The sequence below is a fragment of the Epilithonimonas sp. genome, assembly GCF_032055105.1.
In the GTDB taxonomy this organism is placed as follows: Bacteria; Bacteroidota; Bacteroidia; order Flavobacteriales; family Weeksellaceae; genus Epilithonimonas.
The window spans coordinates 179,251-202,916 of the sequence record NZ_DAMBRK010000006.1 but is presented as its reverse complement, the minus strand read 5'-3'; the positions used below and the strand labels follow the sequence as shown (position 1 = coordinate 202,916).

General features: G+C 34.4%; 23 protein-coding genes. 8 read left to right on the top strand and 15 right to left on the bottom strand.

Going from position 1 to position 23,666, the window contains the following annotated elements; all coding sequences use genetic code 11:
• Positions 1–18 precede the first annotated feature (18 nt).
• From RTY06_RS07375 to RTY06_RS07365, 3 genes are all read left to right on the top strand, one after another.
• The gene (locus RTY06_RS07375) at positions 19–783 is read left to right on the top strand and encodes a 3'-5' exonuclease (protein ID WP_312823907.1); all 765 of its coding nucleotides are present in this window, start codon (positions 19–21) and stop codon (positions 781–783) included.
• Positions 784–944: 161 nt separating this feature from the next.
• On the top strand, positions 945–1,553 hold the full coding sequence (locus tag RTY06_RS07370; protein WP_312823906.1) for a fumarylacetoacetate hydrolase family protein: 609 nt from the start codon (positions 945–947) through the stop codon (positions 1,551–1,553).
• A 92-nt stretch (positions 1,554–1,645) separates the two neighbouring features.
• Entirely contained in the window at positions 1,646–2,089 is a 444-nt protein-coding gene (locus RTY06_RS07365) for a universal stress protein (protein ID WP_312823904.1), read from the top strand.
• A gap of 89 nt (positions 2,090–2,178) precedes the next feature.
• On the opposite strand, the gene RTY06_RS07360 is transcribed toward RTY06_RS07365, so the two are convergent.
• Positions 2,179–2,412 carry a hypothetical protein gene (locus RTY06_RS07360; protein WP_116031754.1) on the bottom strand — a complete coding sequence of 78 codons (234 nt, stop codon included), beginning with the start codon at positions 2,410–2,412 and terminating at the stop codon, positions 2,179–2,181.
• 42 nt (positions 2,413–2,454) lie between these two features.
• Here RTY06_RS07360 and RTY06_RS07355 point away from each other — a divergent pair, with 42 nt between their 5' ends.
• Complete coding sequence (locus RTY06_RS07355) at positions 2,455–3,354, top strand: DUF6427 family protein (protein ID WP_312823899.1); 900 nt, start codon at positions 2,455–2,457, stop codon at positions 3,352–3,354.
• Between the two features lie 19 nt (positions 3,355–3,373).
• Positions 3,374–3,958, top strand: a complete 585-nt coding sequence (locus RTY06_RS07350; protein WP_312823898.1) for a DUF3109 family protein — start codon at positions 3,374–3,376, stop codon at positions 3,956–3,958.
• A gap of 53 nt (positions 3,959–4,011) precedes the next feature.
• Here RTY06_RS07350 and RTY06_RS07345 read toward each other — a convergent pair whose 3' ends face one another.
• Together RTY06_RS07345 and RTY06_RS07340 are read right to left on the bottom strand one after the other, a co-directional pair.
• Positions 4,012–4,665, bottom strand: coding sequence for a hypothetical protein (locus tag RTY06_RS07345; protein ID WP_312823897.1), 654 nt, complete (start codon positions 4,663–4,665; stop codon positions 4,012–4,014).
• A 143-nt stretch (positions 4,666–4,808) separates the two neighbouring features.
• Positions 4,809–5,189, bottom strand: a complete 381-nt coding sequence (locus RTY06_RS07340) for a hypothetical protein (RefSeq protein WP_312823895.1) — start codon at positions 5,187–5,189, stop codon at positions 4,809–4,811.
• Positions 5,190–5,322: 133 nt separating this feature from the next.
• Between RTY06_RS07340 and RTY06_RS07335 the strand changes: the two genes are divergently transcribed.
• On the top strand, positions 5,323–6,183 hold the full coding sequence (locus RTY06_RS07335) for a GH25 family lysozyme (protein WP_312823894.1): 861 nt from the start codon (positions 5,323–5,325) through the stop codon (positions 6,181–6,183).
• A 3-nt stretch (positions 6,184–6,186) separates the two neighbouring features.
• Here RTY06_RS07335 and RTY06_RS07330 read toward each other — a convergent pair whose 3' ends face one another.
• Entirely contained in the window at positions 6,187–7,011 is an 825-nt protein-coding gene (locus RTY06_RS07330) for a carboxypeptidase-like regulatory domain-containing protein (RefSeq protein WP_312823893.1), read from the bottom strand.
• A gap of 180 nt (positions 7,012–7,191) precedes the next feature.
• On the opposite strand from RTY06_RS07330, the gene RTY06_RS07325 reads away from it, so the two are divergent.
• Together RTY06_RS07325 and RTY06_RS07320 are read left to right on the top strand one after the other, a co-directional pair.
• Positions 7,192–9,084, top strand: a complete 1,893-nt coding sequence (locus tag RTY06_RS07325; RefSeq protein WP_312823891.1) for an ABC-F family ATP-binding cassette domain-containing protein — start codon at positions 7,192–7,194, stop codon at positions 9,082–9,084.
• A 50-nt stretch (positions 9,085–9,134) separates the two neighbouring features.
• Positions 9,135–9,494 carry a VOC family protein gene (locus tag RTY06_RS07320; protein ID WP_312823889.1) on the top strand — a complete coding sequence of 120 codons (360 nt, stop codon included), beginning with the start codon at positions 9,135–9,137 and terminating at the stop codon, positions 9,492–9,494.
• Here the strand turns inward: RTY06_RS07320 and RTY06_RS07315 are convergent.
• The 11 genes from RTY06_RS07315 to RTY06_RS07265 all read right to left on the bottom strand — a co-directional run bounded on the left by RTY06_RS07315 (position 9,491) and on the right by RTY06_RS07265 (position 23,662).
• Positions 9,491–10,783, bottom strand: coding sequence for a TSUP family transporter (locus RTY06_RS07315; RefSeq protein WP_312823887.1), 1,293 nt, complete (start codon positions 10,781–10,783; stop codon positions 9,491–9,493). The two genes, RTY06_RS07320 and RTY06_RS07315, sit on opposite strands and share 4 nt — an antisense overlap.
• Positions 10,784–10,834: 51 nt before the next feature.
• Positions 10,835–12,073, bottom strand: coding sequence for a GTP-binding protein (locus RTY06_RS07310; RefSeq protein WP_312823885.1), 1,239 nt, complete (start codon positions 12,071–12,073; stop codon positions 10,835–10,837).
• Between the two features lie 140 nt (positions 12,074–12,213).
• The gene (cysD, locus tag RTY06_RS07305) at positions 12,214–13,122 is read right to left on the bottom strand and encodes a sulfate adenylyltransferase subunit CysD (RefSeq protein ID WP_312823884.1); all 909 of its coding nucleotides are present in this window, start codon (positions 13,120–13,122) and stop codon (positions 12,214–12,216) included.
• 18 nt (positions 13,123–13,140) lie between these two features.
• Positions 13,141–13,854: a phosphoadenylyl-sulfate reductase gene (locus RTY06_RS07300; RefSeq protein ID WP_312823883.1), complete on the bottom strand. Its 714-nt coding sequence runs from the start codon at positions 13,852–13,854 to the stop codon at positions 13,141–13,143.
• Positions 13,855–13,936: 82 nt separating this feature from the next.
• Complete coding sequence (locus RTY06_RS07295; protein ID WP_312823882.1) at positions 13,937–14,968, bottom strand: NAD(P)/FAD-dependent oxidoreductase; 1,032 nt, start codon at positions 14,966–14,968, stop codon at positions 13,937–13,939.
• Between the two features lie 58 nt (positions 14,969–15,026).
• Positions 15,027–16,244, bottom strand: coding sequence for a gliding motility protein GldN (gene gldN / locus RTY06_RS07290; protein WP_312823881.1), 1,218 nt, complete (start codon positions 16,242–16,244; stop codon positions 15,027–15,029).
• A gap of 50 nt (positions 16,245–16,294) precedes the next feature.
• On the bottom strand, positions 16,295–17,869 hold the full coding sequence (locus RTY06_RS07285) for a GldM family protein (protein WP_312823880.1): 1,575 nt from the start codon (positions 17,867–17,869) through the stop codon (positions 16,295–16,297).
• A gap of 44 nt (positions 17,870–17,913) precedes the next feature.
• A complete protein-coding gene (gene gldL, locus RTY06_RS07280) occupies positions 17,914–18,591 on the bottom strand; it encodes a gliding motility protein GldL (protein ID WP_312823879.1) in 678 nt (225 codons plus the stop codon).
• Between the two features lie 33 nt (positions 18,592–18,624).
• Positions 18,625–20,055, bottom strand: coding sequence for a gliding motility lipoprotein GldK (gene gldK / locus RTY06_RS07275; protein WP_116031796.1), 1,431 nt, complete (start codon positions 20,053–20,055; stop codon positions 18,625–18,627).
• A 106-nt stretch (positions 20,056–20,161) separates the two neighbouring features.
• The gene (gene glmS / locus RTY06_RS07270) at positions 20,162–22,015 is read right to left on the bottom strand and encodes a glutamine--fructose-6-phosphate transaminase (isomerizing) (RefSeq protein WP_312823878.1); all 1,854 of its coding nucleotides are present in this window, start codon (positions 22,013–22,015) and stop codon (positions 20,162–20,164) included.
• A gap of 15 nt (positions 22,016–22,030) precedes the next feature.
• On the bottom strand, positions 22,031–23,662 hold the full coding sequence (locus RTY06_RS07265; protein WP_312823877.1) for a DUF4270 family protein: 1,632 nt from the start codon (positions 23,660–23,662) through the stop codon (positions 22,031–22,033).
• Positions 23,663–23,666 lie beyond the last annotated feature (4 nt).

The window sequence follows — 23,666 nt, the reverse complement described above, 5'->3', positions numbered from 1 at the left end:
CAACCTCAATTATAAAAAATGAATTTAAAACTCCATAAACCACTTTGCGTTTTCGATTTGGAAACAACAGGAACCAATATCGGAAAAGACAGAATCGTAGAAATTTGTATTCTAAAAGTCAATCCCGACTCTTCCAGAGAAAGCAAAACTTGGCGCGTGAATCCAGAAATGGCAATTCCAAAAGAATCTTCCGCAATCCACGGAATCTATGATGAAGATGTTGCAGAAGCACCAACTTTCCGAGATATTGCGCCAAAAGTGATGGCAATGATTAAGGATTCAGATTTGGGAGGTTTCAATTCTAACAGATTTGACATTCCTGTTTTGGCTGAGGAAATGTTGAGAGCAGATGTAGATTTTGACCTTAGTAAACATCGTTTTGTAGATGCACAAACAATTTTTTTCAAAAAAGAACCTAGAAATCTTGGCGCCGCTTATCAATTCTATTGTGGAAAAACTTTGGAAAATGCTCATTCGGCAGAAGCTGATGTAATGGCAACTTTTGAAGTTTTGGATGCTCAGGTTGGAAAATACGATGACGTCCCCAATGAAATTGCTGAATTAAGTGATTTTTCTTCTCAGAACAGATTTGCTGATTTAGCGGGAATGATTCATTTTAATGAAAAAGAACAAGAGATTTTTGCTTTCGGAAAGTATAAAGGTCAAGTTGTAAAAGAAGTTTTTCAAAAAGATTTGGGTTATTACGGCTGGCTTCAAAGCGCAGATTTTCCACTTTATACGAAGAAGATTTTTACAAAGATCCAGTTAAAGTCAAGGTTTTAATCCTCAAATTTTCACAAAACCACAAAAGTCACAAAAGCTTTCTAATTATTACTAACATCTAATTAAGAACAAAAAAGGGTTATTTCTACTCTTTTTAACTTTAAAAATATATTTGGAATTTTATTCTTTTGTGACTTTTGTGGTATAAAATAAATAATATTATGAAAATAATTTGCATAGGAAGAAATTACAGTGAGCACGCCAAAGAATTAGGAAACGAAATCCCTGAAGATCCAGTAATCTTTATGAAACCTGACACAGCGGTTTTGAAAAAAGGTTCTGATTTTTATATCCCAGAATTCTCTGACGACGTTCATTATGAATTGGAAGTGGTTTTGAAAATCTCAAAAGGAGGAAAATATATCCAAAAAGAAAATGCTGGAAAACATTATGACGAAATCGGTCTCGGAATCGATTTTACAGCAAGAGATTTACAATCTAAATTAAAAAATAAAGGTTTACCTTGGGAATTAGCAAAGGGATTTGATGGCTCTGCTGTAGTTTCTGATTTTGTATCAAAAGAGAATTATGATTTGCAGAATCTTAATTTTTCTCTAACAAAAAATAATGAAGAAGTTCAAAACGGAAATACAAAAGATATGATTTTCAGTTTTGATGATATTATTGCTTTTGCTTCACAATATTTTACTTTGAGAGTGGGCGATTTGATTTTCACAGGAACACCGAAAGGTGTTGGAAAAGTTTCTGAAAATGATTTGCTAGAAGCTTCTCTCCAGGATAAAAAATTGTTTTCTCTGAAGATACAATAATGAATTATTAAAACTTATATCATATTTAAAAATACAAGATGGCTGAGTTTTTGCTTTTCTATAACCTATAAACGCTATAAAACCTTGAGATTATGAAAAAAATTATTTTACCCGTAGATTTTTCTGACAGCTCCGACAAATTGGTAGATTATGCTGTAAGTTTTGCGAAAGATGTAAATGCTGAGATTACCCTAATCCATGTTGCTGCAACGGACATCGGGTTTGTAATTGGTGATATGGGTTTCCAATATTTCCCTGAAGTTGAGGAAAATGAAATCAAATTTGAACTGAAAGCACTTAACAAATTAGAAGAAAAAGTAATTTCGCAAGGCGTGAATTGCACTCACATCCTTAAACAAGGTATTGCTGGTGATACAATTCTAGAATACTCTGATGAGAAAAATGCTGATTATATTGTAATTGGCTCTCACGGCAGAAGTGGTGTTTATGACGTTTTTATCGGTAGTTTAACAAAGGAAATTACAAGAAAATCAAAAATTCCGGTTTTGGTTGTTCCTTGTCACGATGAGGATTAAAATCCCAAATAATTAATAGATTTTAAAAACAAAAGAACCCGTCTCGTTGCAATAACAAGACGGGTTTTTTATAAATATAATCAATTTATTTAACCTTCGTTTTTGTAAATTTTTGGATCATAGTAAGGATTCTTCCCTTCCGTAGGAGAGAAATAATCTTTATCTTTTTGCGCACCTAAAGTCACAACCAAAATGTAGCACCAGTAGCAGAAAAATCCAGAAGCTACCAGGAATAAAATCCAATTCAAAACATTAGCAGTAAGGTCGAAGAAACCAAAAGACCATTTGAATGCTGCACTTAATGCTAACCAGAAAGATGTCATATTTTTCTTTTTTTAAATTAACTTTGCACAAATTTATAAAAAATGTTTCGATTACTTTCTAAAGAAAGCAATATTTTTTCTGTTCCGCTTTATATCGGCTTTTTGTTCCTGATATTTTTATCACTTAATTTATTAGATTTCAAATACATAGATGTTTTTCCATCGGTAATTACATTTATGGGAATCAGTTTAGGATATTTTTTATTCAATGCGATTGCGCTGAATCAGTTTTCGCATCTTCCACTTTTTCTTTACACAATTTTTGTTGCTTCTTTTTATGATGGAACTATTGATTTAGGATTGGCTTTTACTTTCCTGATGAGCTCAATTTTATTATTAATTCTCACCAGCCAAAACGACCAATTGAGAAAAAGTTCTTTTATGCTCGTAGGTTCAATTCTGGCTTTCAATTATTTGGTTTTCCCGCCAAGCTGGCCAATGGGTGTTTTTGTGATTTTCCATATTATAGGAACTTCGGGGAGAATTGGACTTAATATTTTCAGACTATTATTTGGAATTACCTTGATTGTTCTAAGTTATTTCGGATTGATGTACCTCATTCATTACACGACTTGGGACAAGACTTATCTGCCTTTTTATGGAAAATTTGAACCGTTAGATTCTTACTTTCCATTATATATTTTGATTCCAATTGCGCTGATGTTACTCTACTCGCTTTCCGACCATTTCAAACATTACAATGAGAAAAGTCCAATCAGTAGATACAAATACACATTTGTTCTTGTTTTCTCTCTTGCTCAGTTGATTACGATTATTTTTTATATGGGAACCAACTACGAATATCTGTTGCTTCTTGCTTTGCCTTCAAGCATCATTATCAGCAGAATGTTACGTTTCTTACCCAAATATTGGATGCAGGAATTGGGACTTTGGATCATTGTCTTTACGCTTGCAATCTTTAAAATCGTTAATTTTGTATAAAATTTAAAATGGATGTCGAATGATTCAGATAGATGATAAATTAATTTCAGAAGATATATTTGCTCAAAGTTTTGTCTGCAACCTTACCAAATGTAAAGGCGTTTGTTGTGTAGATGGAGACACAGGAGCTCCTCTCGATAAAGATGAACTGCCAATCCTTGACGAAATTTTCCCGAAAGTAAAACCTTACCTAAGACCAGAAGGCGTAAAAGCGATTGAAGAGCAGGGAACTTGGGTCATTGATGATTATGACGGAGGTTATGTAACAACTTTGGTCAATGGAAGCGAATGTGCTTATGTGATTTTTGACGAAAAAGGAACTACAAAATGTGGCATAGAAAAGGCTTATGAAGATGGCGCTGTGGATTGGAAAAAACCAATCTCTTGTCATCTCTATCCAATTCGTGTGAACGAGTACAAAACTTTTTCTGCACTCAACTATCACGAATGGGATATTTGTAGTGATGCTTGTACGCTGGGTTCGGAATTACAGGTTAGGATTTTTCAGTTTTTGAAAGAGCCGTTGATTAGAAAATACGGCCTGGATTTTTACAATACACTTTGTGAAGCCGCCGAAGAATGGGAAAAAGAATACAACTCATAAAACAAAAAAAGAATCCAAATTTGGATTCTTTTTTTTATAATATAATTCAAAAATTATTCAATTTTGAAAACATCATCAGAAACTGGCTGATTGATTTTGATATCAGAATTTTTGATTGCAATCTGTTGTCCACCTGCATCCACAGACATTTCTTCTGGGAATTTGATTCCGTCAACATCAGCATATTTAGCAATAGTCATTACACCTTTATCACCTTCAGATTTTGTAAGCAATCCTGTTTTTACATCAAAATAAGATTTAGTATCATCAGAAGAAAGCACATAGAAATCTTTTCCATCAATCTGTTTTTTCTCCACAGTTTTGATTTTTGCAGCATCCATTCCAAGCGCTTCGATTATTTTTGAAGTTTTCAGTTTTGCAACTTGGTCAGCCGGGAAATCCATTTTTTGACCCATTTGGTTAGCATAACCTTTCTCTCCATCGAAAACCTGAACCATCTCCTGCCCCATCATCGTCTGAGTTGACTTGAACTTGTTATCTTTTTTCACCGTTGTACCTTCCATTTCCATTCCCATCACACTGATAGTATTTTTCATAGAAAGTGTTTTCACAGCTTCCAATTTTGCTTTTCCACCAAGAGCAGTCACATAATTATCAATAACTTGTTTCGCAGTTGGGACATTTTGAGCCATCATATTTGCAGCAAACAAAAGAGAAAGTGCAAACGATACAATAAGTTTTTTCATTTTAATTTTTTATTTTCTATTAACGAATATAGTGATTTTATAAGACTATCACTTTTCAGTTAGTTCAATTCACAGTAGTTTTGTTACAAAAAAATAAAAACAACTTCAGACTTTGAAGTTGCTTTCTATTGATTTAACAGATATTAATCTTTCTTTTTGATGTCATCTTTTACATCTTTGTAAGTATCACTTACAGCATTTGCTCCCTTTTTGGCTGTTTTCCCAGTCCATTTAGCAGCATTTTTCACACCTTTCTTTGTAGCTTTTGCACCTTTTGTTGCAGTCTTTCCGGTCCATTTCGCACCATCTTTCACACCTTCAGCGGTTGCATCAGCACCTTTTTCTACTGTTTTTCCAGTCCATTTTGCAGCGTCTTTTACGCCTTCTCCAGTTGCTTTAGCACCTTTTTTCACAGCTTTACCAACAGTTTTAGCATCATCTTTTACTTCTTCTTTTACAGTTTGAGCGTTCATTGCAACTGCTACAAAAAGAATTGCAGCTAATGATAATAGTCTCTTTTTCATCGTTTTTTATATTTTAAAATTAATGTTACAATATAGCATAAAATAAGCCAAAAATATTCATCTGGATTTAAATTTCATAAACTAAATTTTCTTCAACATTTCAATTAATAAAAATAATATTTTTGCAAAACTTATGTCCAAGATAAATCCAGCTTCCAAAAGAAAAATCCATCAGAAAAGAAGAAAAACATTCATCAAGAAACGTTGGATTTTGTTGATTATACTGTGTATTGCTTTGTTAGGAACAGGTTTTTATCTAAGGCAGAAAATCAATTATTACTTCGCTTACTATCTTGGAAAACATTTTGAGCATAAAAAACTCTCAAACACAGAAACCGAATCCCAAAGAATCGAGAAAATAATCGGACTCTATTCTAATCAAACTTTTGGTTTTGACATTTCTCATTATCAAAGAAAAGAAGATATCCAATGGGATAGTTTGAGCATCGGAAACAGAACAATTCCGTTGAAATTTGTAGTTCTGAGAGCCAGTATGGGAAACCGAAAATTGGATAAAAACTTTGACCATTTTTGGGAAACTGCAAAACAACATAACTTGATTCGTGGTGCTTATCATTTTTATCGTCCTGATGAAGACCCTGTAATGCAGGCTAATTCATTTCTTTCTGTCGCAAAATTAGAATCAGGTGACCTTCCGCCAATTCTCGATATTGAAAAAAATCCGAGAAAAAAATCAAAAGAACAATTGGTTTCTGACCTCAAAGTTTGGATTAAAATAATGGAAGATACTTACGGTGAAAAACCTATTATCTACACTTATTATCATTATTACAAAGATTATTTGAAAGGTGAGTTCGATGATTATCCGCTTTGGTTAGCCAACTATAATGATGTTCCGACACCTTCTCCTGATGATGAATGGCAGTTTTGGCAATTCTCAGAAAACGGAATTGTTTACGGCATCAATTCAAAAGTAGATTTGGATATTTATAACGGGAATCTGTGGTCTTTGAAAATGCTGACGATTGATTAGAATTTACTTTTGAACTTTCACATCGATATTAATTGCCGGTGCCGCTATTCCGATTTTCTCCCAATTTCCATAAAAAGAACGGTAATAACCAGACCTGAACAAGGCTCCACTCAAAGCCACTTTACCATTGGATTGGCCGATAAATTGAATCCCAACAAAGAATTTTCCTTCAAGCCAAATATTTTCTTTGCTTACATTTATAGAAAAAGTCCAGTCTTGTAAATTGTCTTTGCTGATGGTTGCGATAATATCATTTTCCAAAATCAGATTATTCGGTTTTCCATCTTTTTCATCGTAAACCGTGTAACGAACTTTGATTGGCGTAGTCGATTCGAATCTGGAAAAATTCATATTGATTTTTGTAATCTTCAGCTTTTTATTGGAACTGAATTCCACCGCTGTTTCTTCCACTACAGAATTTCCCTTTTCCATATTCGGTGTGAACATCATAGATTTTGACTTGCTGTTGATGCCCAGATTTTTCTCCTTATAATTTTGAGGTGTAATGACAACTTCCTGAATATTCGTCACTTTTTCGTATAAATAGATATTGTGAGGATTGATCTTCACAAAGTCTTCTACAGAACTTCGGAATTGTTTGTAACCGGCAACTGCAACTATCAGTTCTTTATCTTTCGAAATATCATCCAGCCTGATTTGAAATTTCCCATTTTCATCTGCCTGAACTCCAAAATTATTATTCACGATTCCGATTTTCGCGTAAGGAACAGGTTGGTTATCATCTTTTGAAATAACAGTTCCAGAAATAGTTTGTGCGTGAAAAGATAAGATTGCGAATAATGCAAAGATAAAGTTGATTTTTTTCATTGAAATTAATTTGACACAAACTTCTGAATTTTCTTTTTTTCAATCTCTCAAAGAAAGGTTAAATGAAATGATTCTTTAGTTAAAGTTTTCTCAATTTTTAATCTACTCTAAAGGAGTTATCGAATTTCAAAAGCGTATTTTTGCAAATCATTTATCAATCATCAATTATCATTCTTAAAAATGAATTACGTTTCTGCAGAAAATCTTAGCAAATCTTACGGAGTAAAAGTTTTATTCAAAAACATCACTTTTCACGTGAACGAAGGCGACAAAATTGCCATCGTTGCCAAAAACGGAAGTGGAAAATCTACACTCTTGAAAATCCTTATGGGAAAAGAAATTGCTGATGGCGGAGATGTGGTTATCAATAAAGATATTCAGGTTGTTTTGTTTGACCAAGAGATTGATTTTGACCCCAAATTGTCTGTGGATGAGTTTATGATGACTTTGGATTCCGCACCGATTTTGGCTTTGAAAAAGTATCATCATGCATTGACTTCAGAAAATCCGGATGATATGGAAACGGCTTTAGCTGAGATGGAAATCCATAAAGCCTGGGATTTGGAAAATGAAATGGAACAAATTCTTTCTCAGCTTAAAATCACAGATTTATCAGCGAAAATGGGAACACTTTCGGGAGGTCAAATCAAAAGAATTGCATTAGCGAAACTTTTGACTGAAACCAGAGCGGAACATCGTCACACGCTTCTGATAATGGATGAGCCGACCAACCACCTTGATGTAGAAATGGTAGAATGGTTGGAAAATTATTTGAGTAAAGCCAAAATCACTTTGCTTCTGGTGACGCACGACCGTTATTTCTTGGATGCAGTTTGTGATAAAATCTGGGAAATGGAAGATGGCAATCTTTATCTCCACAATGGAAGCTACGCGACGTATCTTGAGAATAAAATGATTCGTGAGGATAATCTAAACACTACAATTGATAAAGCACAAAATCTTTACAGAAAGGAATTGGAATGGATGCGACGTCAACCAAAAGCGAGAACAACAAAATCTAAATCAAGACAAGACGATTTCTACGAAACTGAAAAAATAGCGAAAACCGATACTAGAAAACAAGCTCTGGAATTGGATTTCGAAATGAAAAGATTAGGAAATAAGATTCTTGAACTTAAGGACATCAACAAAAGTTTTGGAGAAAAAGTTCTGTTTAAAGATTTTTCTTACTCATTTCAAAGAGGTGAAAAAGTTGGAATCGTTGGAAAAAATGGTGCAGGAAAATCAACTTTACTGAATATCATTCAAGGTTTTGAACCGAAAGATTCCGGGGAAATTGAAACCGGAGAAACGATTAAATTCGGATATTTTGCTCAGAAAGGACTTCAATATAAAGAAGATGAAAGAGTCATTGATTTCATTAAGGAAATTGGTGAAAATTTCCCTTTAGCGAATGGAAAAACAATCTCGGCTTCTCAGTTTTTGAGACTATTCTTGTTTGATGACCAAACGCAATATTCGCCTATTTCAAAACTTTCAGGAGGAGAAAAACGTCGTCTGCACCTGATGTATATCCTTTATCAAAATCCGAATTTTCTGATTTTTGATGAGCCTACAAACGATTTAGATTTGCCAACTTTAACGGTTTTAGAAAATTTTCTTCAGAATTTCCAAGGCAGTTTGATTATAGTTTCGCACGACCGTTATTTTATGGACAGAATTGTGGACCACGTTTTGGCATTTGAAGGCGAAGGAAAAATCAAAGAATTTGTTGGGAATTTTTCGGAATATCGTGAACATCTGAAATCGGAAGATAAAAATTCAAAACCTGAAACTCCGAAAGTTGAAAAGGTTGAAACTCCGAAAGAAGTAGAGACTCCAACTATTACCACTACTCAACCAACCAAAAAGAAATTATCTTTCAAAGAGCAACGTGAGCTTGAAACTATCGAAAAAGAAATGCCAAAATTGGAAGAAAAAAGAGCAGAAATTTTGGAACAACTCAACAACGAATCTGATTATGACAAAATCTCCAAATTGTCAAAAGATTTGGAATCGCTTTCTGAAAAATTGGAAGAATATGAGATGCGTTGGCTGGAACTTCAGGATTAATTTTGAAATCAGCAACTGAAATTATGATTTTGTAACTGACATTTATTTAAATGAAATTTAATTCTTTAAGACCAATTCTTTGGACTGATCAATTTGAAGAAACATTGGAATTCTATACAGAAATCCTCGGTTTTGAAATCGGGGAAAGAAACGATGATTGGGGCTGGGCATCGGTTTTGCGAGATGATGTGGAACTGATGTTTGCCAAACCAAATCAGCAATCCGTTTTCATAAAACCTAACTTTACAGGAAGTTTTTACATCAATGTTCAGAATGTTGATGAAATATGGGAGAGCTTAAAATCTGTCGCCAAAATTTGTTACGAATTAGAAACTTTTGAATGGGGAATGCGCGAGTTCGCCATTTATGACAACAATGGTTTTATCTTGCAGTTTGGACAGGAAATTTAGATTAAATGGAATGTCTTCAAAAGAACATTCAAGCTCCAGATAATTACCATTAATCCAACTCCGATGAACATTGCTTTCAAAGGTAATTTTCCGGCTAATTTTGCCGCAATTGGCGCTGCAAGAACGCCGCCTAAGATCAAGGCTGCAATTAATTGCCAATGACTGATTCCGATAACTGAAAAGAATGTCAATGCGCTGGCGAATGTCACGAAAAACTCGGTTAAGCTGACTGTTCCGATGATATAACGGGGTGTTTTTCCTTTTGAAATTAAAGTTGAAGTTACCAAAGGTCCCCAACCACCACCACCAAAAGAATCTAAGAATCCGCCAGCTCCGGCTAACCAACCTACTCTTTTTGTCTTTTTACGTTTTTTATTTTTCTTAAATGCATTAAAGAGAATTCTGATTCCAAGAATGAATGTATAAGTCGCCAAAATCGGTTTGATAATTCCGGCATATTTTTCTCCAAAATATGATAGCAACAAAGCTCCTAAAACCGCTCCAATCACACCTGGAATTAATATATTCTTGAATAATTTTTTATTAATATTCCCGAATTTGTAATGACTGAACCCCGAAGCGCCACTCGAAAACATCTCAGCCGTGTGGATACTACTACTGATTGCAGGTAACGGAATCCCAATATACAAAAGCGCCGCAGTACAAGTCACGCCGTAACCCATTCCCAAAGCACCGTCTATTAATTGAGCTAAAAATCCAACCAAGAATAACCAGAAAAATCGTTCGTCCGTATTATGATTCAGATATTGATATGCGACTTCTAAATCATTGAATCCGATGTAAAATGATAGAATATTTCCTATTAATAAAATTACAAAAGCAAAGAAAAAAATACTTGCAATTCTTCGCCATTTCTTTTCACCATTAATGAAGAAAAGATTTTTTCTGTCTTGATTATCATTATTTCCTCGAAAGAAAAAATCATTATCTGAAGGAAGACTAGGCGCAAAATATAGATTCTTTCTTTCCTTAATTTTATTAATTATCAATTGGTCTTGGGCATAATCTTCTGTCGCCACTATGAACAAATCTGCAATCTCCAAATAAGAATCATCAAAATCTTCGTTGATAATTTTGACCGATGTATTTTCCAGCAACAGGTTTTTGATATCATCGGAAAGTCTTTTTGCAAGGACGCTGATATTAGCATCTGGAATATTCTGCATAATATCATTCAACTGTTCCGAAGCTAATTTTCCACCGCCGACAATCAAGATTTTGTTAGTCGATGCGTTGATGAAAACCGGAAGTGAAATTTTTGATGTCAAATTTTTAATTTTTAAATAGACTTCGACAAGCTCAGCCTGACAATGTTACAATTACTGAATCAATCCTGCACCAACTGTTACAAAACTTGTCTCATCGATAAAGATAATTCCGCCATTGGAAGCCAAATCTTTGTAAGAATCGTAAGCTAATGGTTTTGCAGTTTTGAGTTTAAGCTTTACAATTTCGTTTAGTGAAACTTGCTCCACTTCTTGTTTTTCCAAAGTATTGACATCCAATTTATATTCGATGTCTTTTACGATTCCTTTGACTTGAGTTGTGTTATTTTGAATCAAATATTTTGAGCCGGATTTCAAAGGTTTGTCACCCATCCAGCAAACCAGAACTTCTAATTCCTGCTCGATTTTTGGAAGGTCATCAGATTTTACAATCAAATCTCCACGGCTGATATCCACATCATTTTCCAAATGCAAAACCACACTTTGAGGAGCAAATGCTTCTTCAACTTGTTTTTGATTAGCTTCAATTGCAGAAATTTTATTTTCAGTTCCGGAAGGTAAAATCGTTACCGAATCTCCAACTTTGTAAATTCCGCTGGTGATTTTTCCTGCATATCCACGATAATCGTGAAGTTCTTCTGTCTGAGGACGAATCACGTATTGAACAGGAAATCTCGCTTTATCCAAATTGATTGTATTTTCCAGCTCAACAGTTTCCAAATAATCGAGTAAAGTTTTTCCTTGGTACCAATTCAGGTTTTCGGATTTGTCAACGATATTGTCTCCGTTCAAAGCTGAGATTGGAATGTAAACAACATTATTCAAAGATAGCTGTTCTGCCATTTTGGAATAGTCTTCTTTAATATTGTTGAAAATCTCTTCCGAATATCCAACTAAATCCAACTTATTAATCGCAACCACAACATTCGGAATGTTAAGTAAAGATGCAATGATTGAATGTCTTTTGGTTTGTTCTATGATTCCGTTTCTGGCATCAATTAGAATAATGATTAAAGCGGCGTTGCTGGCTCCTGTAATCATATTTCGGGTATATTGAACGTGACCCGGCGCATCTGCGATGATGAATTTACGTTTTGGTGTTGAGAAATATTTGTAAGCAACGTCAATTGTAATTCCTTGTTCACGCTCGGCTCTCAAACCGTCTGTCAGTAATGCCAAATCGATAGTTCCGTCATTTTTGAATTTGCTGGCGCGTTCAACTGCTTCTAATTGGTCTATCAGAATGTTTTTGCTATCGTATAATAACCTGCCTATCAGTGTGCTTTTTCCGTCATCTACACTTCCTGCAGTTATAAATCTTAATATGTCCATTATTGTAATGGTTAATTGTTAATGTTGAATGGTTATCATCTAACCATAGAATTGCTCATAGCCCTGATGGTAGCGGCATCCTTTTGCTTTTTTCATATATGAAAAAGCAAAAGATATAGCGGACAGCAGGTTCTCGGCTCCTAAAAATATCCGGCTTTCTTTCTGTCTTCCATTGCAGCTTCTGAAGTTCTGTCGTCTATTCTGGTTTCGCCTCGTTCACTGGTTTTTGTGGTAATAATTTCTGCAATCACTTGTTCCAGATTATTAGCCTCGGATAAAACTGCGGCGGTGCAAGTCATATCGCCAACCGTTCTGTAGCGTACTTTTTCTGTGGTTACAATGTCGCCTTCTTCCAGATTCACAAACTCGTTCATTGCGATGAATTGATTATCGAGATTCAGAACTTCTCTCTCGTGAGAAAAATAAATTGAAGGTAATTGAATGTTTTCTTTCAGAATATAATTCCAAACGTCTAACTCTGTCCAGTTACTGATTGGAAATGCTCTCACCTGCTCTCCTTTGTGGATTTTCCCGTTGTAAGTATTCCAAAGTTCAGGACGTTGAAGTTTTGGATCCCATTGTCCAAAATCATCACGAACGGAGAAAATTCTTTCTTTAGCTCTGGCTTTTTCCTCATCTCGTCTTCCGCCACCAATACAGCAATCGAATTCGAATTCTTCTACCGTATCCAAAAGTGTAAAAGTCTGCAAAGCATTTCTGCTTGGCAATTTTCCTTTTGGTTCGGTCAATCCTTTTTCTTTGATGGTATCTTCAACTTTTCTTACAATCAGTTTTTCGCCAATTTGTTCTGCTAATTGATCGCGAAATTCCAGAACTTCGGGAAAATTATGACCTGTATCGATATGAACTAGCGGAAACGGGAATTTCCCCGGGCGAAAAGCTTTCAGCGCAAGATGAACCAGCGTAATACTGTCTTTTCCACCGCTGAAAAGCAAAGCAGGTCGTTCAAACTGACCCGCAACTTCCCTGAAAATATGAATGGCTTCGGATTCTAACTGCTCCAGATAATCCAAATGATATTTTGACATTTTAATCTTAATTAATTGTTATTTGTGAACGTGCAGTCCACATTCTTTTTTGCTGGCATCTTCCCACCACCAGCGACCTGCACGAAAATCTTCGCCCGCTTGAATCGCACGTGTACAAGGTGCGCAACCAATGCTGACGAAACCTTTGTCGTGCAAAACATTATAAGGAATATTATTTTTCTTGATATAATCTCTCACCTGTTCAGTTGTCCAGAAGAGAATTGGGTGGTATTTGATAATTTGATTGGACTCGTCCCATTCGAATTGAGAAAGGTTTTCTCTTGCCACCGAATGTTCGGCTCTGAGTCCTGTAATCCAAATTTTGTTGCCTTTCAAAGCTCTTTTTAACGGATGAACTTTTCTAATATCGCAACAAGTTTTTCTGTTCTCCACAGACCTGTAAAAAGAATCAGGTCCATTTTCCTGAATAAAAGGTTCTAATTCTTCGGGATTTGGATAATAAGCTTTGATTGGAAGTTTGTATTTGGATTTAGTTAAATTCCAAGTGTTGTAAGTGTCTTCGAACAGACGACCTGTGTCCAACGTGAAAACTTTGATTTCTGAATTTTTCACATAATCCGTAATCACTTGGTCTTCGAAACTAAAGCTTGTGGAAAAGCAAACTTCAACGGGAAAAGTATTCGTCAGAATCTCCAGAACTTCTTCTATCGATTTTGATTCAATGTTTTCATCAATCAGTTTTTGGTAAGTTTCTTTTAGTTCGTTCATCATTATTAGATATTATCCGAAATGCAAATTTAACAATTCATTGAAATCTGACCAAATTAGTATAATTTAAATTTTGTTAATTAAATTAGTAAAATCTTTTCACATCAATTTCAGAATCGAGTTCAATATCGTTTTCTAAGTAATCAAAAAGAACTTTGGAAAAATAACTTCCGTTGTAAACACCTCTCGCTCCCAATCCATTAAAAATATAAAAATTATGATGCTCGTGATGTCTTCCTAAAATTGGTCTTCTGTCAGCAACGGTAGCTCGAAAAGCAAAATTAATATCTTTGATTTCAAAATCGTTTTTGTATAATTCGCGAAGTCCATTTTCTAGTTCCTCAAAAGATGCTTTGTTGATATCATCTGAGTTATCAAAACGGTCATAAGTTCCGCCGTAATAATATTCATCATTTTGAAGATTGAACAAGAAATGTTTTTTCTTGATAATGTAAGGTTCAGGTTTCTCTTTAAGTTTTACTTTTAAGCAATGTCCTTTATTTGGTTTAATTGGAATTTCTTTAAAATAAGGATTATAATTGCTCGCAACACCTTCGCAGAAAACTAGGTTTTTAAATGATAGATATTTGTAGGAATTATTTTCAATATTAATTAAATCATAGTCAAACTTCTCTCTGATTAAATAATTATTCTCTTCGAAATAATTAAGCATATCTTGAAAAAACTCAGTTACATTCAATCTTGCAGAATGATTTACTTTTCCAGCTTCGAAAGGATTTTTTACGCTATCAAGTTTGATAAAATCATTATTAAGAAAAGAATGTAAGTTTTCTTTTTCAGAATTTTTCTTCCATTGAACTTTCTCGGAGTTGTTATGAAAAATCCGAACCACATTTTCATCAATAAGATATTTTTTGGACTGATACTTTTCGATTTCATTAAAGATAACTTCAAGATAATCGATTTGCTCTTGAGACTTCCAAAATGTCGTAAACCTTTTCAGAATAACAGGATTACAAACACCAGCAGAAATTTGAGAAGCAGAAATATTGCCGTCATAAAAAATCTTAAAAGATTTATTTTCTTTTATTAATTGATGTGCAAAAAAGAGTCCTGCATAACCTGCTCCGACGATGATATAATCTACTTGTTCCATAAAAATAAAAAACCTAAGTAAAGATACTTAGGTTTTTTTATTTGGACTATGAGAAATATTAGTAATTCCACATATCATTTTCCATTTGAAGAATCTGAGCTTTGATTCTGTCACTTTCTTCCAATTGTCCTTCTGCATCATTTGGGATATATTCATCGATGATTCCGCTTCCGCCTCTTCCCATTCCGTTATCTGTTTTATAGATAATTGCTGAAAATCTTCTTGCATTAAGAACATCATCAAAAGTAATATCAGATGTAGAGTTCTTAGCATTGAAAATGTAGTTGCTAGACAAAACCTGTCTTGCATCCGGATAATAAATCCAGAAAAGATCGATTAAATCACTAGCTTCATTAAGGATGGAAGGATCTACTGGAGCTCCAGATTCCTGCATTTGTCTAGCTCTTTCCGCTTTCAAAATAGCAGAGTTAGGATCTTCACCCATCGCCGCAATTCCAAGAAGTCTATATCTTAATTGAGTATCTCTTTTATCGATATACCACATTCCCATCAACTTAAGTGCTTTAACTTTCTCGGTACTAGTTTCAGAAAAACCAACGTTGGCTTCAACATCACTTTTTTTGATTTTATACCAAGAACCGTCTAAGTTAACAAGCATTGTTCCAGGTTCGATAGTTGGTGCTTTAGTGGTCTTTTTAACAGTTTTTTTCTTTTTGCCTTTTCCAGTAGTGACAGTTTCTTCTGTAGCTTCTGGTTGTGCAGTTCCTGTATATTCCAAAACATCCGCAAGTCTTGTAGAATATTTCATAAACATCCCATCGACTTGTTTGTTGCCAGCACCTTTCAGAGAAGTAAAATATTTCAAAAGTCTTTGAGCTTCTGCATCTTCAATTTTATTAGCGTTCATTATTTCTGTGAAATAATCATCAACCATAGGAACAGACGTTGCGGCTGCGATACCTTCTGGAGTTAATCTACTTGTAAAATCATCACCAGAATAAACTTCTTTAATTTTACCTGAATTAACCGCGTCTAATAAAACCTGATAAAGGGATTTATTTTGAGAAACTAGACCATCAGCATTGTGATAGAAAGGCTGATTGATTTTATCATTCATATCAATAATTTCCCATACAACCATGCTTCTCAATATGTCTTTATCTTCGATAAAACCATATTTAAGAGGTGTAATACTATCTTTCTTAATCTCACGATCTTCTCTGAATGTCTGAGGAGAATTAGCATTCAGAATGCTATTTTGTCCAAAAGCCATTGTAGAGGAAAGACAAATTAAACTATATATAATCTTTTTCATAATAAGTATTGAAATAAAAAATCAATCAGATAAAAAACTTGTTTTAAAATTTATAGTACACTAATAACTACACCGCTGATATTAGGAAGTACTACACCGCTTAGTCCTTGAGCTGTTGCTTGAACATCAAAGATTGCGACGTTGTCACCAGGTCTTAACCCTTTAGTTAAAGATTCAACTGGTGCCAAAGAATTTCCGTTTACAGACATTACGGCTTTACCAGGTACTTTAACTTTAAAGCTTACGACATTAAATGAAACTGGGAAATCAAAATCTTTAAGCGTTGCAGTCAACGTTTGTTTCGAAATCATATTCGCAGGCATTACATCGTAACCTTTACCTCTAATTTCACCTCTTGGTGGAGGAATATTTTTAACTCTAAATTTGAATGGTTGAGAAATTGTCTTTCCACTAGGTGACTTTCCAGCAATTGTAAGAGTCACCTCATTACCTGCGCCAGGTGTAACATTCCACTTACCACTGCTTCCACTTACAGAAGCTCCAGCTGCTGATAAAGTAGTTGCACTAAGATCTGCTCCTAAGATTGAACCCGAAACTGGGTTAGAAAGTCCTCTATAAAGAACGTTCATTTTATCAGCTGCTAAAATTGCACCACTTTGTTCTTTAAGCGCTTCTGAGCCAGAAACCACATTTAAAGTGTGAGCATAAGGAAGTGTGTGAACTTTTCCATTTATATCAGTAAATGATATATTACCTTGGAATTTTTGTTCTCCAGTAGAACCTGTACTTGGTGTAATAATCCCTTGTCCATTAACCACTTTAGCTCCAGAAATAGCTAAACCAGGAACAGAACTAGCAAAAGTTCCAATTGCAACTTTAATTTGAGCCGGTTCTCCTTTCATTACAGAACTAGGACCAGAGACCAAAGCTTCATACTGATCAAATTTAATATCAGCATCTACTTTCTCTTGAAGCATTGTTGCTACAGCATCAGCTTGAAGATTTCTAGCCTCAGATTCAATTAATTCAAGATTAGATAATGCAGCAATTAAAGGTTGGTTATAAAATTTATATTGAAACCAATTTTTCCCACTTTTTGCACGCTTATCATCTTTTTGAAATTCAGCCCAAAGATTTTTATTTGCTCTATCAGCAACATCTTTTAATTGAGAATTGCTTGAAAAAGTAGAAACAATAAAGTTTCTTAAATCATCTACTTTTGCTTTTAAATCAGCCGCTTGAGATGAAGAATTTTTCTCATCACCGTCTTTGAAAAACAAAGTCGTCGCTGGCTCTGTATTATTAAGAGCGGTAAAACTTTCTTCAACAGGCAAATCTGAATTATATTCAGCCTGCTTACTCATCGTTCCTTTATAAGTCTCTATTAAACTTACTAAAGCATCTGTTTTACTAGATAAAGTTTCATATTGAGACTGGAGAGGTCCGTAAATCTCTGGAGAAGTTACAGCTTTAGCTTTAAGTGTAGTATAGAAAATTTTATTTTTTTCCTCTACAATTTTTTCTCTCGTATTAGTTAAAGAGTCGTTTGTATCTTTATATGATCTGATGATTTCCTGATCGATTTGCATTGCAAGCATTGCAATGAAAACCAAATACATCAGGTTAATCATCTTCTGACGTGGTGTCTGTTTACCTCCTGCCATTTTAAAATAATTTAAATGTTAAACAATAATTAAAATGATAGTGATTAAGACTTCATTGCGCTAAGCATACCACCATAAACTCTGTTAAGGTTATTTAGATTAGATGTTAAACCTTGTAATTCTTCGTTGAATTTCTCAGATTGAGCAGCAGATTTTTGAATATCTTCTACATATTTTTTGCTGAATTCTGATTGTTTTTGACCGTGCTCTAATTGAAGTGCATAAAGTGCGTTCATGCTTTCTAGGTGTGAAGCAGCAAGGTTCAATTGCTCATTATATTTGTGAGTAGAAGCAGAAACATCAACGGTTTGGTTGATTTGATCTACAGAAGAAGAAAACTTATCAATTCCACCTCTTAATCTTTCGAATAAACTTACATCTAGTTTAGCATCTGCTAACATTTGATCAAGTTTGCTAGATAGAGAAACTTCTAATTCTTTGTTTTCAACTTTAGCAATCACTTTTTTAGGCCGTCTTTCAGCAGATTCGTCTAGCAATTCAGGATATACATTTTCCCACGCATAATGTTCTTCTTTAGCTGGTGGATCGAATGCAAAGAATAAGAAGATAACAGCTTCCGTAATCAAACCCGCCGCAAGTGCAACGTTACCAGTAATAGGACCAACGTGCCAGTGCGTCATTTTGAATAGAGCACCTAAGATTACAATCGCAGCACCGAACGAATAAACAAAATTCGTTATTGATTCTTTTGTTTTAAACATTTTCAAAAATTTTAGTTAGTAATAGTTAGTTAATTATTTAGTTGTTCTTTTAAATTTCCCAGCTCCAGAAGGAATATCCTGAATCGTTCTGAATCCAATATAACTTCTAGCTGAGTCTTTTCTTTCCCAATCTCTGTAACCGGTCATCAATAGATAACCTACATCTTTCCAAGAACCACCTCTTACAGTTTTTTTAACCTCTCTGTAAGCTTGGTTAGATAGATAAGGATTTAGTGTAGAAGAAAACTCGTATGTAGAATTACTGTAAGGAGACTCTGTCCATTCAGAAACATTACCCGCCATATCGAATAATCCATATCCATTTTTAGGGAACTTTCTAACAGGAGCTGTATAAGTATAGTTTCCTTTCTTTTCGTCTTCTATATAACTACCTCTTTTAGGTTTGAAGTTTGCAAGGTAACAACCTCTATCATCTTGCAAGTAAGGACCTCCCCAAGGATAAGTAGCATTTTCAATACCTCCTTTTGCAGCATATTCCCATTCAGCTTCTGTAGGAAGGCGGAATCTCATGGCTTTTTGCTTTTTCTTTTTAAGACTATTGTTGTAATCTGTTTTTATTTTGGTTCTGAAATCACAAAAAGCTCTTGCTTGATCCCAAGTAACACCTACAACAGGATACTCTTTGTAAGCATTATGCCAAAAATACTGATCAAACAATGGCTCGTTATAAGCATAGTTAAAATCTTTTACCCAAACTGTAGTATCAGGATAGATTGCAATACTTTCTTTTTTAAGATAATTTGCGCTTCTGTCTTTATCTTTTACAGCAGACATAACATCTTCCCATTGATAATTATATTTGATTTTTGACCAATCTATAATTCTTTCGTTATTGATTCTTTTTTCTTTAGGTAAATACATAGACTCCAAAACTTCTGCATATTTTTCGTCGGGATAAGCAGATGTATTATATTGAAGTGGCACTTTCCAATCTAGTTTTTTTGATTCGTCATAACCGCCATCTCCATCTCTGCCTCCTTGTGATTCCAAATACGATTGGTAAGGTGTAGCTTCTTCTCCTGTTTTTTTACTTGCGTATGCAAAATCTCCAATAGAACCACCGTTACCGCCTTCTTCTCCACCACCTTCGCCAGCAGCTTCTGCCAATAAACCTCTTGCTATTGAATCTCTAACAGCATTAATAAACACTCTATATTCAGCATTCGTAATTTCTGTTTCATCCATAAAAAAGGAAGATACTGTAACTGTTTTTGGCATTGCTTTTTCTGGCGTAGCTGAAAAATCTTGATCAGCCATCCCCATCACAAAAGATCCACCAGGAATAGAAACCATCCCATATGGTCTATCTGCAATAAACGATTTAGAAGATCCTCTTGGAACAAGCTCACCCTTAAGACCGGGTTTACCAGCACTTCCCTTGCTCCCTTTGGAACAAGAAACAATAACCGATGTTGACAATAATATTAGTAATATCCTTTTCATCCTATTTTAAAGAAATTAAGCGGTAAATATATAATTTTTTTTATGAATAATTATCAATTTTTATTCAAAACGTAATTTGTTAAAGAATATTTCATAAACTATGAAATTATTCTACAGTTACTGATTTTGCAAGGTTTCTAGGCTGATCTACATTAGCTCCTCTTTCAACTGCAATATAGTATGAAAGGAGTTGTAAAGGTATTGAAGCCAAAATTGGAGAGAAGCATTCTGAAGTCTCAGGAATCTCTATTATGTAGTCTGCCATTGCAGCAACTTGAACATCACCTTTATTAATAACAGCAATTACAATTCCTTTTCTAGCCTTGATCTCTTGAACATTACTTACAATCTTATCATAATGTCCAATCTTTGGTGCAATGATAACGATTGGCATTTTCTCATCAATCAAAGCAATTGGACCATGCTTCATCTCAGCTGCAGGATAACCCTCTGCGTGGATATATGAAATCTCTTTTAACTTAAGCGCTCCTTCTAATGCTGCAGGATAGTTATAACCTCTTCCCAAGTATAAAAAGTTAGTCGCATCTACAAAATTCTTCGCAATTTCTTTTACTGTATTATCAACAGAATTCAAAACATCTTCTACTTTTTTAGGAATAGCTTCTAATTCTGTAATTAACCTCATAAAGTCGGCTTTACCCAAATTACCATTATGATTTCCTAATTTGATAGCGATAAGAGATAAAATTGTAAGTTGAGCTGTAAATGCCTTTGTAGAAGCAACACCAATTTCTGGACCTGCATGTGTATATGCTCCAGCATCTGTATATCTTGCAATCGAAGAATCTACAACGTTACAAATTCCAAATACAAAAGCACCTTTTTCTTTAGCTAATTTGATAGCAGCCATTGTATCCGCAGTTTCTCCAGACTGAGAAATTGCGATTACAACATCTTTAGAATTAACAATTGGATTCCTGTATCTAAATTCTGACGCATATTCTACCTCTACTGGTACTCTAGCAAATTCTTCAATTAGATACTCTCCAATCAATCCTGCATGCCATGAGGTACCACAAGCAATAATTATTATTCTTTCTGCATTGGTTAATCTTTCCAAATGATCCCAAATACCAGCCATTTTTATAATACCTTCATCTACAAGTAATCGACCTCTCATTGTGTCTAAAATAGATTTTGGTTGTTCGAATATTTCTTTTAACATAAAATGTTCATAACCTCCTTTTTCTATCTGCTCAAGATTAAGTCTTAATTCTTGTATTGCTGGTTCTATTTTAGCGTTTTCTTTAATTGTTCTGATGTCAATACCAGATTCGAGAGAAATAGTAGCCATATGTCCTTCTTCAAGATACGCGGCTTCTTTTGTAAATTCTACAAATGGAGAAGCATCAGATGCGACAAAATACTCATTATCACCAATACCAATTGCAAGCGGAGAACCTAATCTAGCAACTACTAATTGTCCTGGAAAATCATCATGCATAACAGAAACTGCATAAGCTCCATAAACCTCATTCAAAGCATAACGAACCGCTTCTGGAAATGCCAAGGTTGGTTCTTTATCCATAAAATACTGAATAAGATTTACCAATACCTCTGTATCTGTCTCTGATTTGAATTCAAAATCTTTATTGATAAGCATTGTTTTTATCGTATCATAATTTTCTATGATACCATTGTGAACCAATGCTATTTTCCCATTATTGGATAGATGTGGATGAGAATTGTTATCGCTTGGAACACCATGTGTAGCCCATCTCGTATGTCCCATCCCTAGTTTGGAAGTACCCTTTAATACTTTTGAGATAGCTACAAGATCATCTACTTTTCCTTTAGTTTTTTTAACTTCTAATTCACCATTTTCGGTTTCTAGAACAACGCCAGCACTATCGTAACCGCGGTATTCTAAACGACGTAATCCATTGATAACAATATCATAAGCATCACGAAAACCTGTATATCCTACGATTCCACACATATTATTAAAAGTTTTTTATTTTTTTGTATAAATTAATCTTAGTTGAGCTTCTTTGCTAGATTTTGCGTCAATTTGCTTACCTACATTTTGAGCATCAACAGTACCTTTTAGTACTACACGATAAGGGTTATAAGCTCTAGTATTATAATATTGTCCTAGCAAAACTCCAGTAGTTGTATCGGTTAAATAACTTCCAAGATTGATAATATAATCCCTATCAGTAGTGTTAGGATTGTAAGTATCATCTTCGATTATTGTTTTAAGAGAAGCCGTGATTCCAATATCATAATAAGCATCTTCTGTTGACAGATTAGCAGTTTTCAATAAAGAATATCCCGCACTAGACAAACTGGTCATATCTGGAAGAAAGCCTTTCAAAACTCTATTTTTCACCAACATATTGGAAGGTTTCTTATACTTATTATTCCAAGTAGCAGCGTCATTGTAAAGTCGTATCTTGGCAGAAACAATGCCTATCTTTTCATTTTTATACTTGTTCTTCAACGCTATAATTGTTGCTGCAGGAATTCTAATCCCAGCACTAGATCCACCCATTCCTTGCAAATACAATTCTTTAGCATAATTATTAGTTGAAACAACTAAATTTTTCCCTGATTCTATTTTATTAAAATCAGCAATCTTGATGGCATTATTTCTAGCGGTAATATAAGATTGATTTGTTCTATTGTATGTTATACTACTTAAATGAACATTGGACGAACCTAAATTCAATTCTGTTTCTGCCTTAGTACGGGTAACAGTTCCATCTGTTGCAGTCACATCGTTTTTATAATAAATGGTAATTGCGGCATCATTAGGAGCCATTGAAAATAAATAACCGTCATTCTCAGAAACAGAAATACTTAGACCTTTGAAATATCTAATAAAAGATGCAGCGTCTTTTAGAACCTGATCTCCTTTTTTAGCAATAATTTTATTTTGGAAGAATAAACTATCCAACTTCATTCTAAAAGAAACATCTTTATTTAGCAACTCAGTAGCATCACTATCCTTTGTTACAACTACAGAATTAACAGTCCCGTCAAAAACTTTCGAGCCTAATTCCGCACCCAAAGCAACTGCTTTTTTAGAAGTAAGTGAGTCTGATGTACTTCCCAGGAAATCACTCACTTCATTTACTTTAATAGTAAACTTAGTTTTTTCTCCTCCTAATTTATATTTCCCATACTTACTTACAGGATAAGTCGTTACTACTTTTTTTGCAGCAACCGCTCCATCTGGATAGATATAATCTTCATTAGTTGTAGTGGTAATAGAATCTGAAGCTGTTTCATATCTTGGCTTCAATGTCAAAACAACAGAATCAATAACTGGATTAGTTCCAAAATCGGGATCGTATGTATTCAATCTAACTTGAGTAATGTAAGATGCTTTTTGCATACCAAATACATCTTCAGTAAAAGCACCAATTCTAACACTATCCAATTTCGAAGCATCTGCGCGAACAACATCGTCATTATCAATATTATATGCTATAAGACTATATGCTTCATCGTAACCATCTGCTCCATTGGCATCTACCAACTGTGATCCCAAATTATCCAAATCTCCTTCACAAGAGTTTAAAACAACAATTCCCATTACGAATAATGGGATCACCTTCATAAAAGTTTTTATTTTTATCATTATA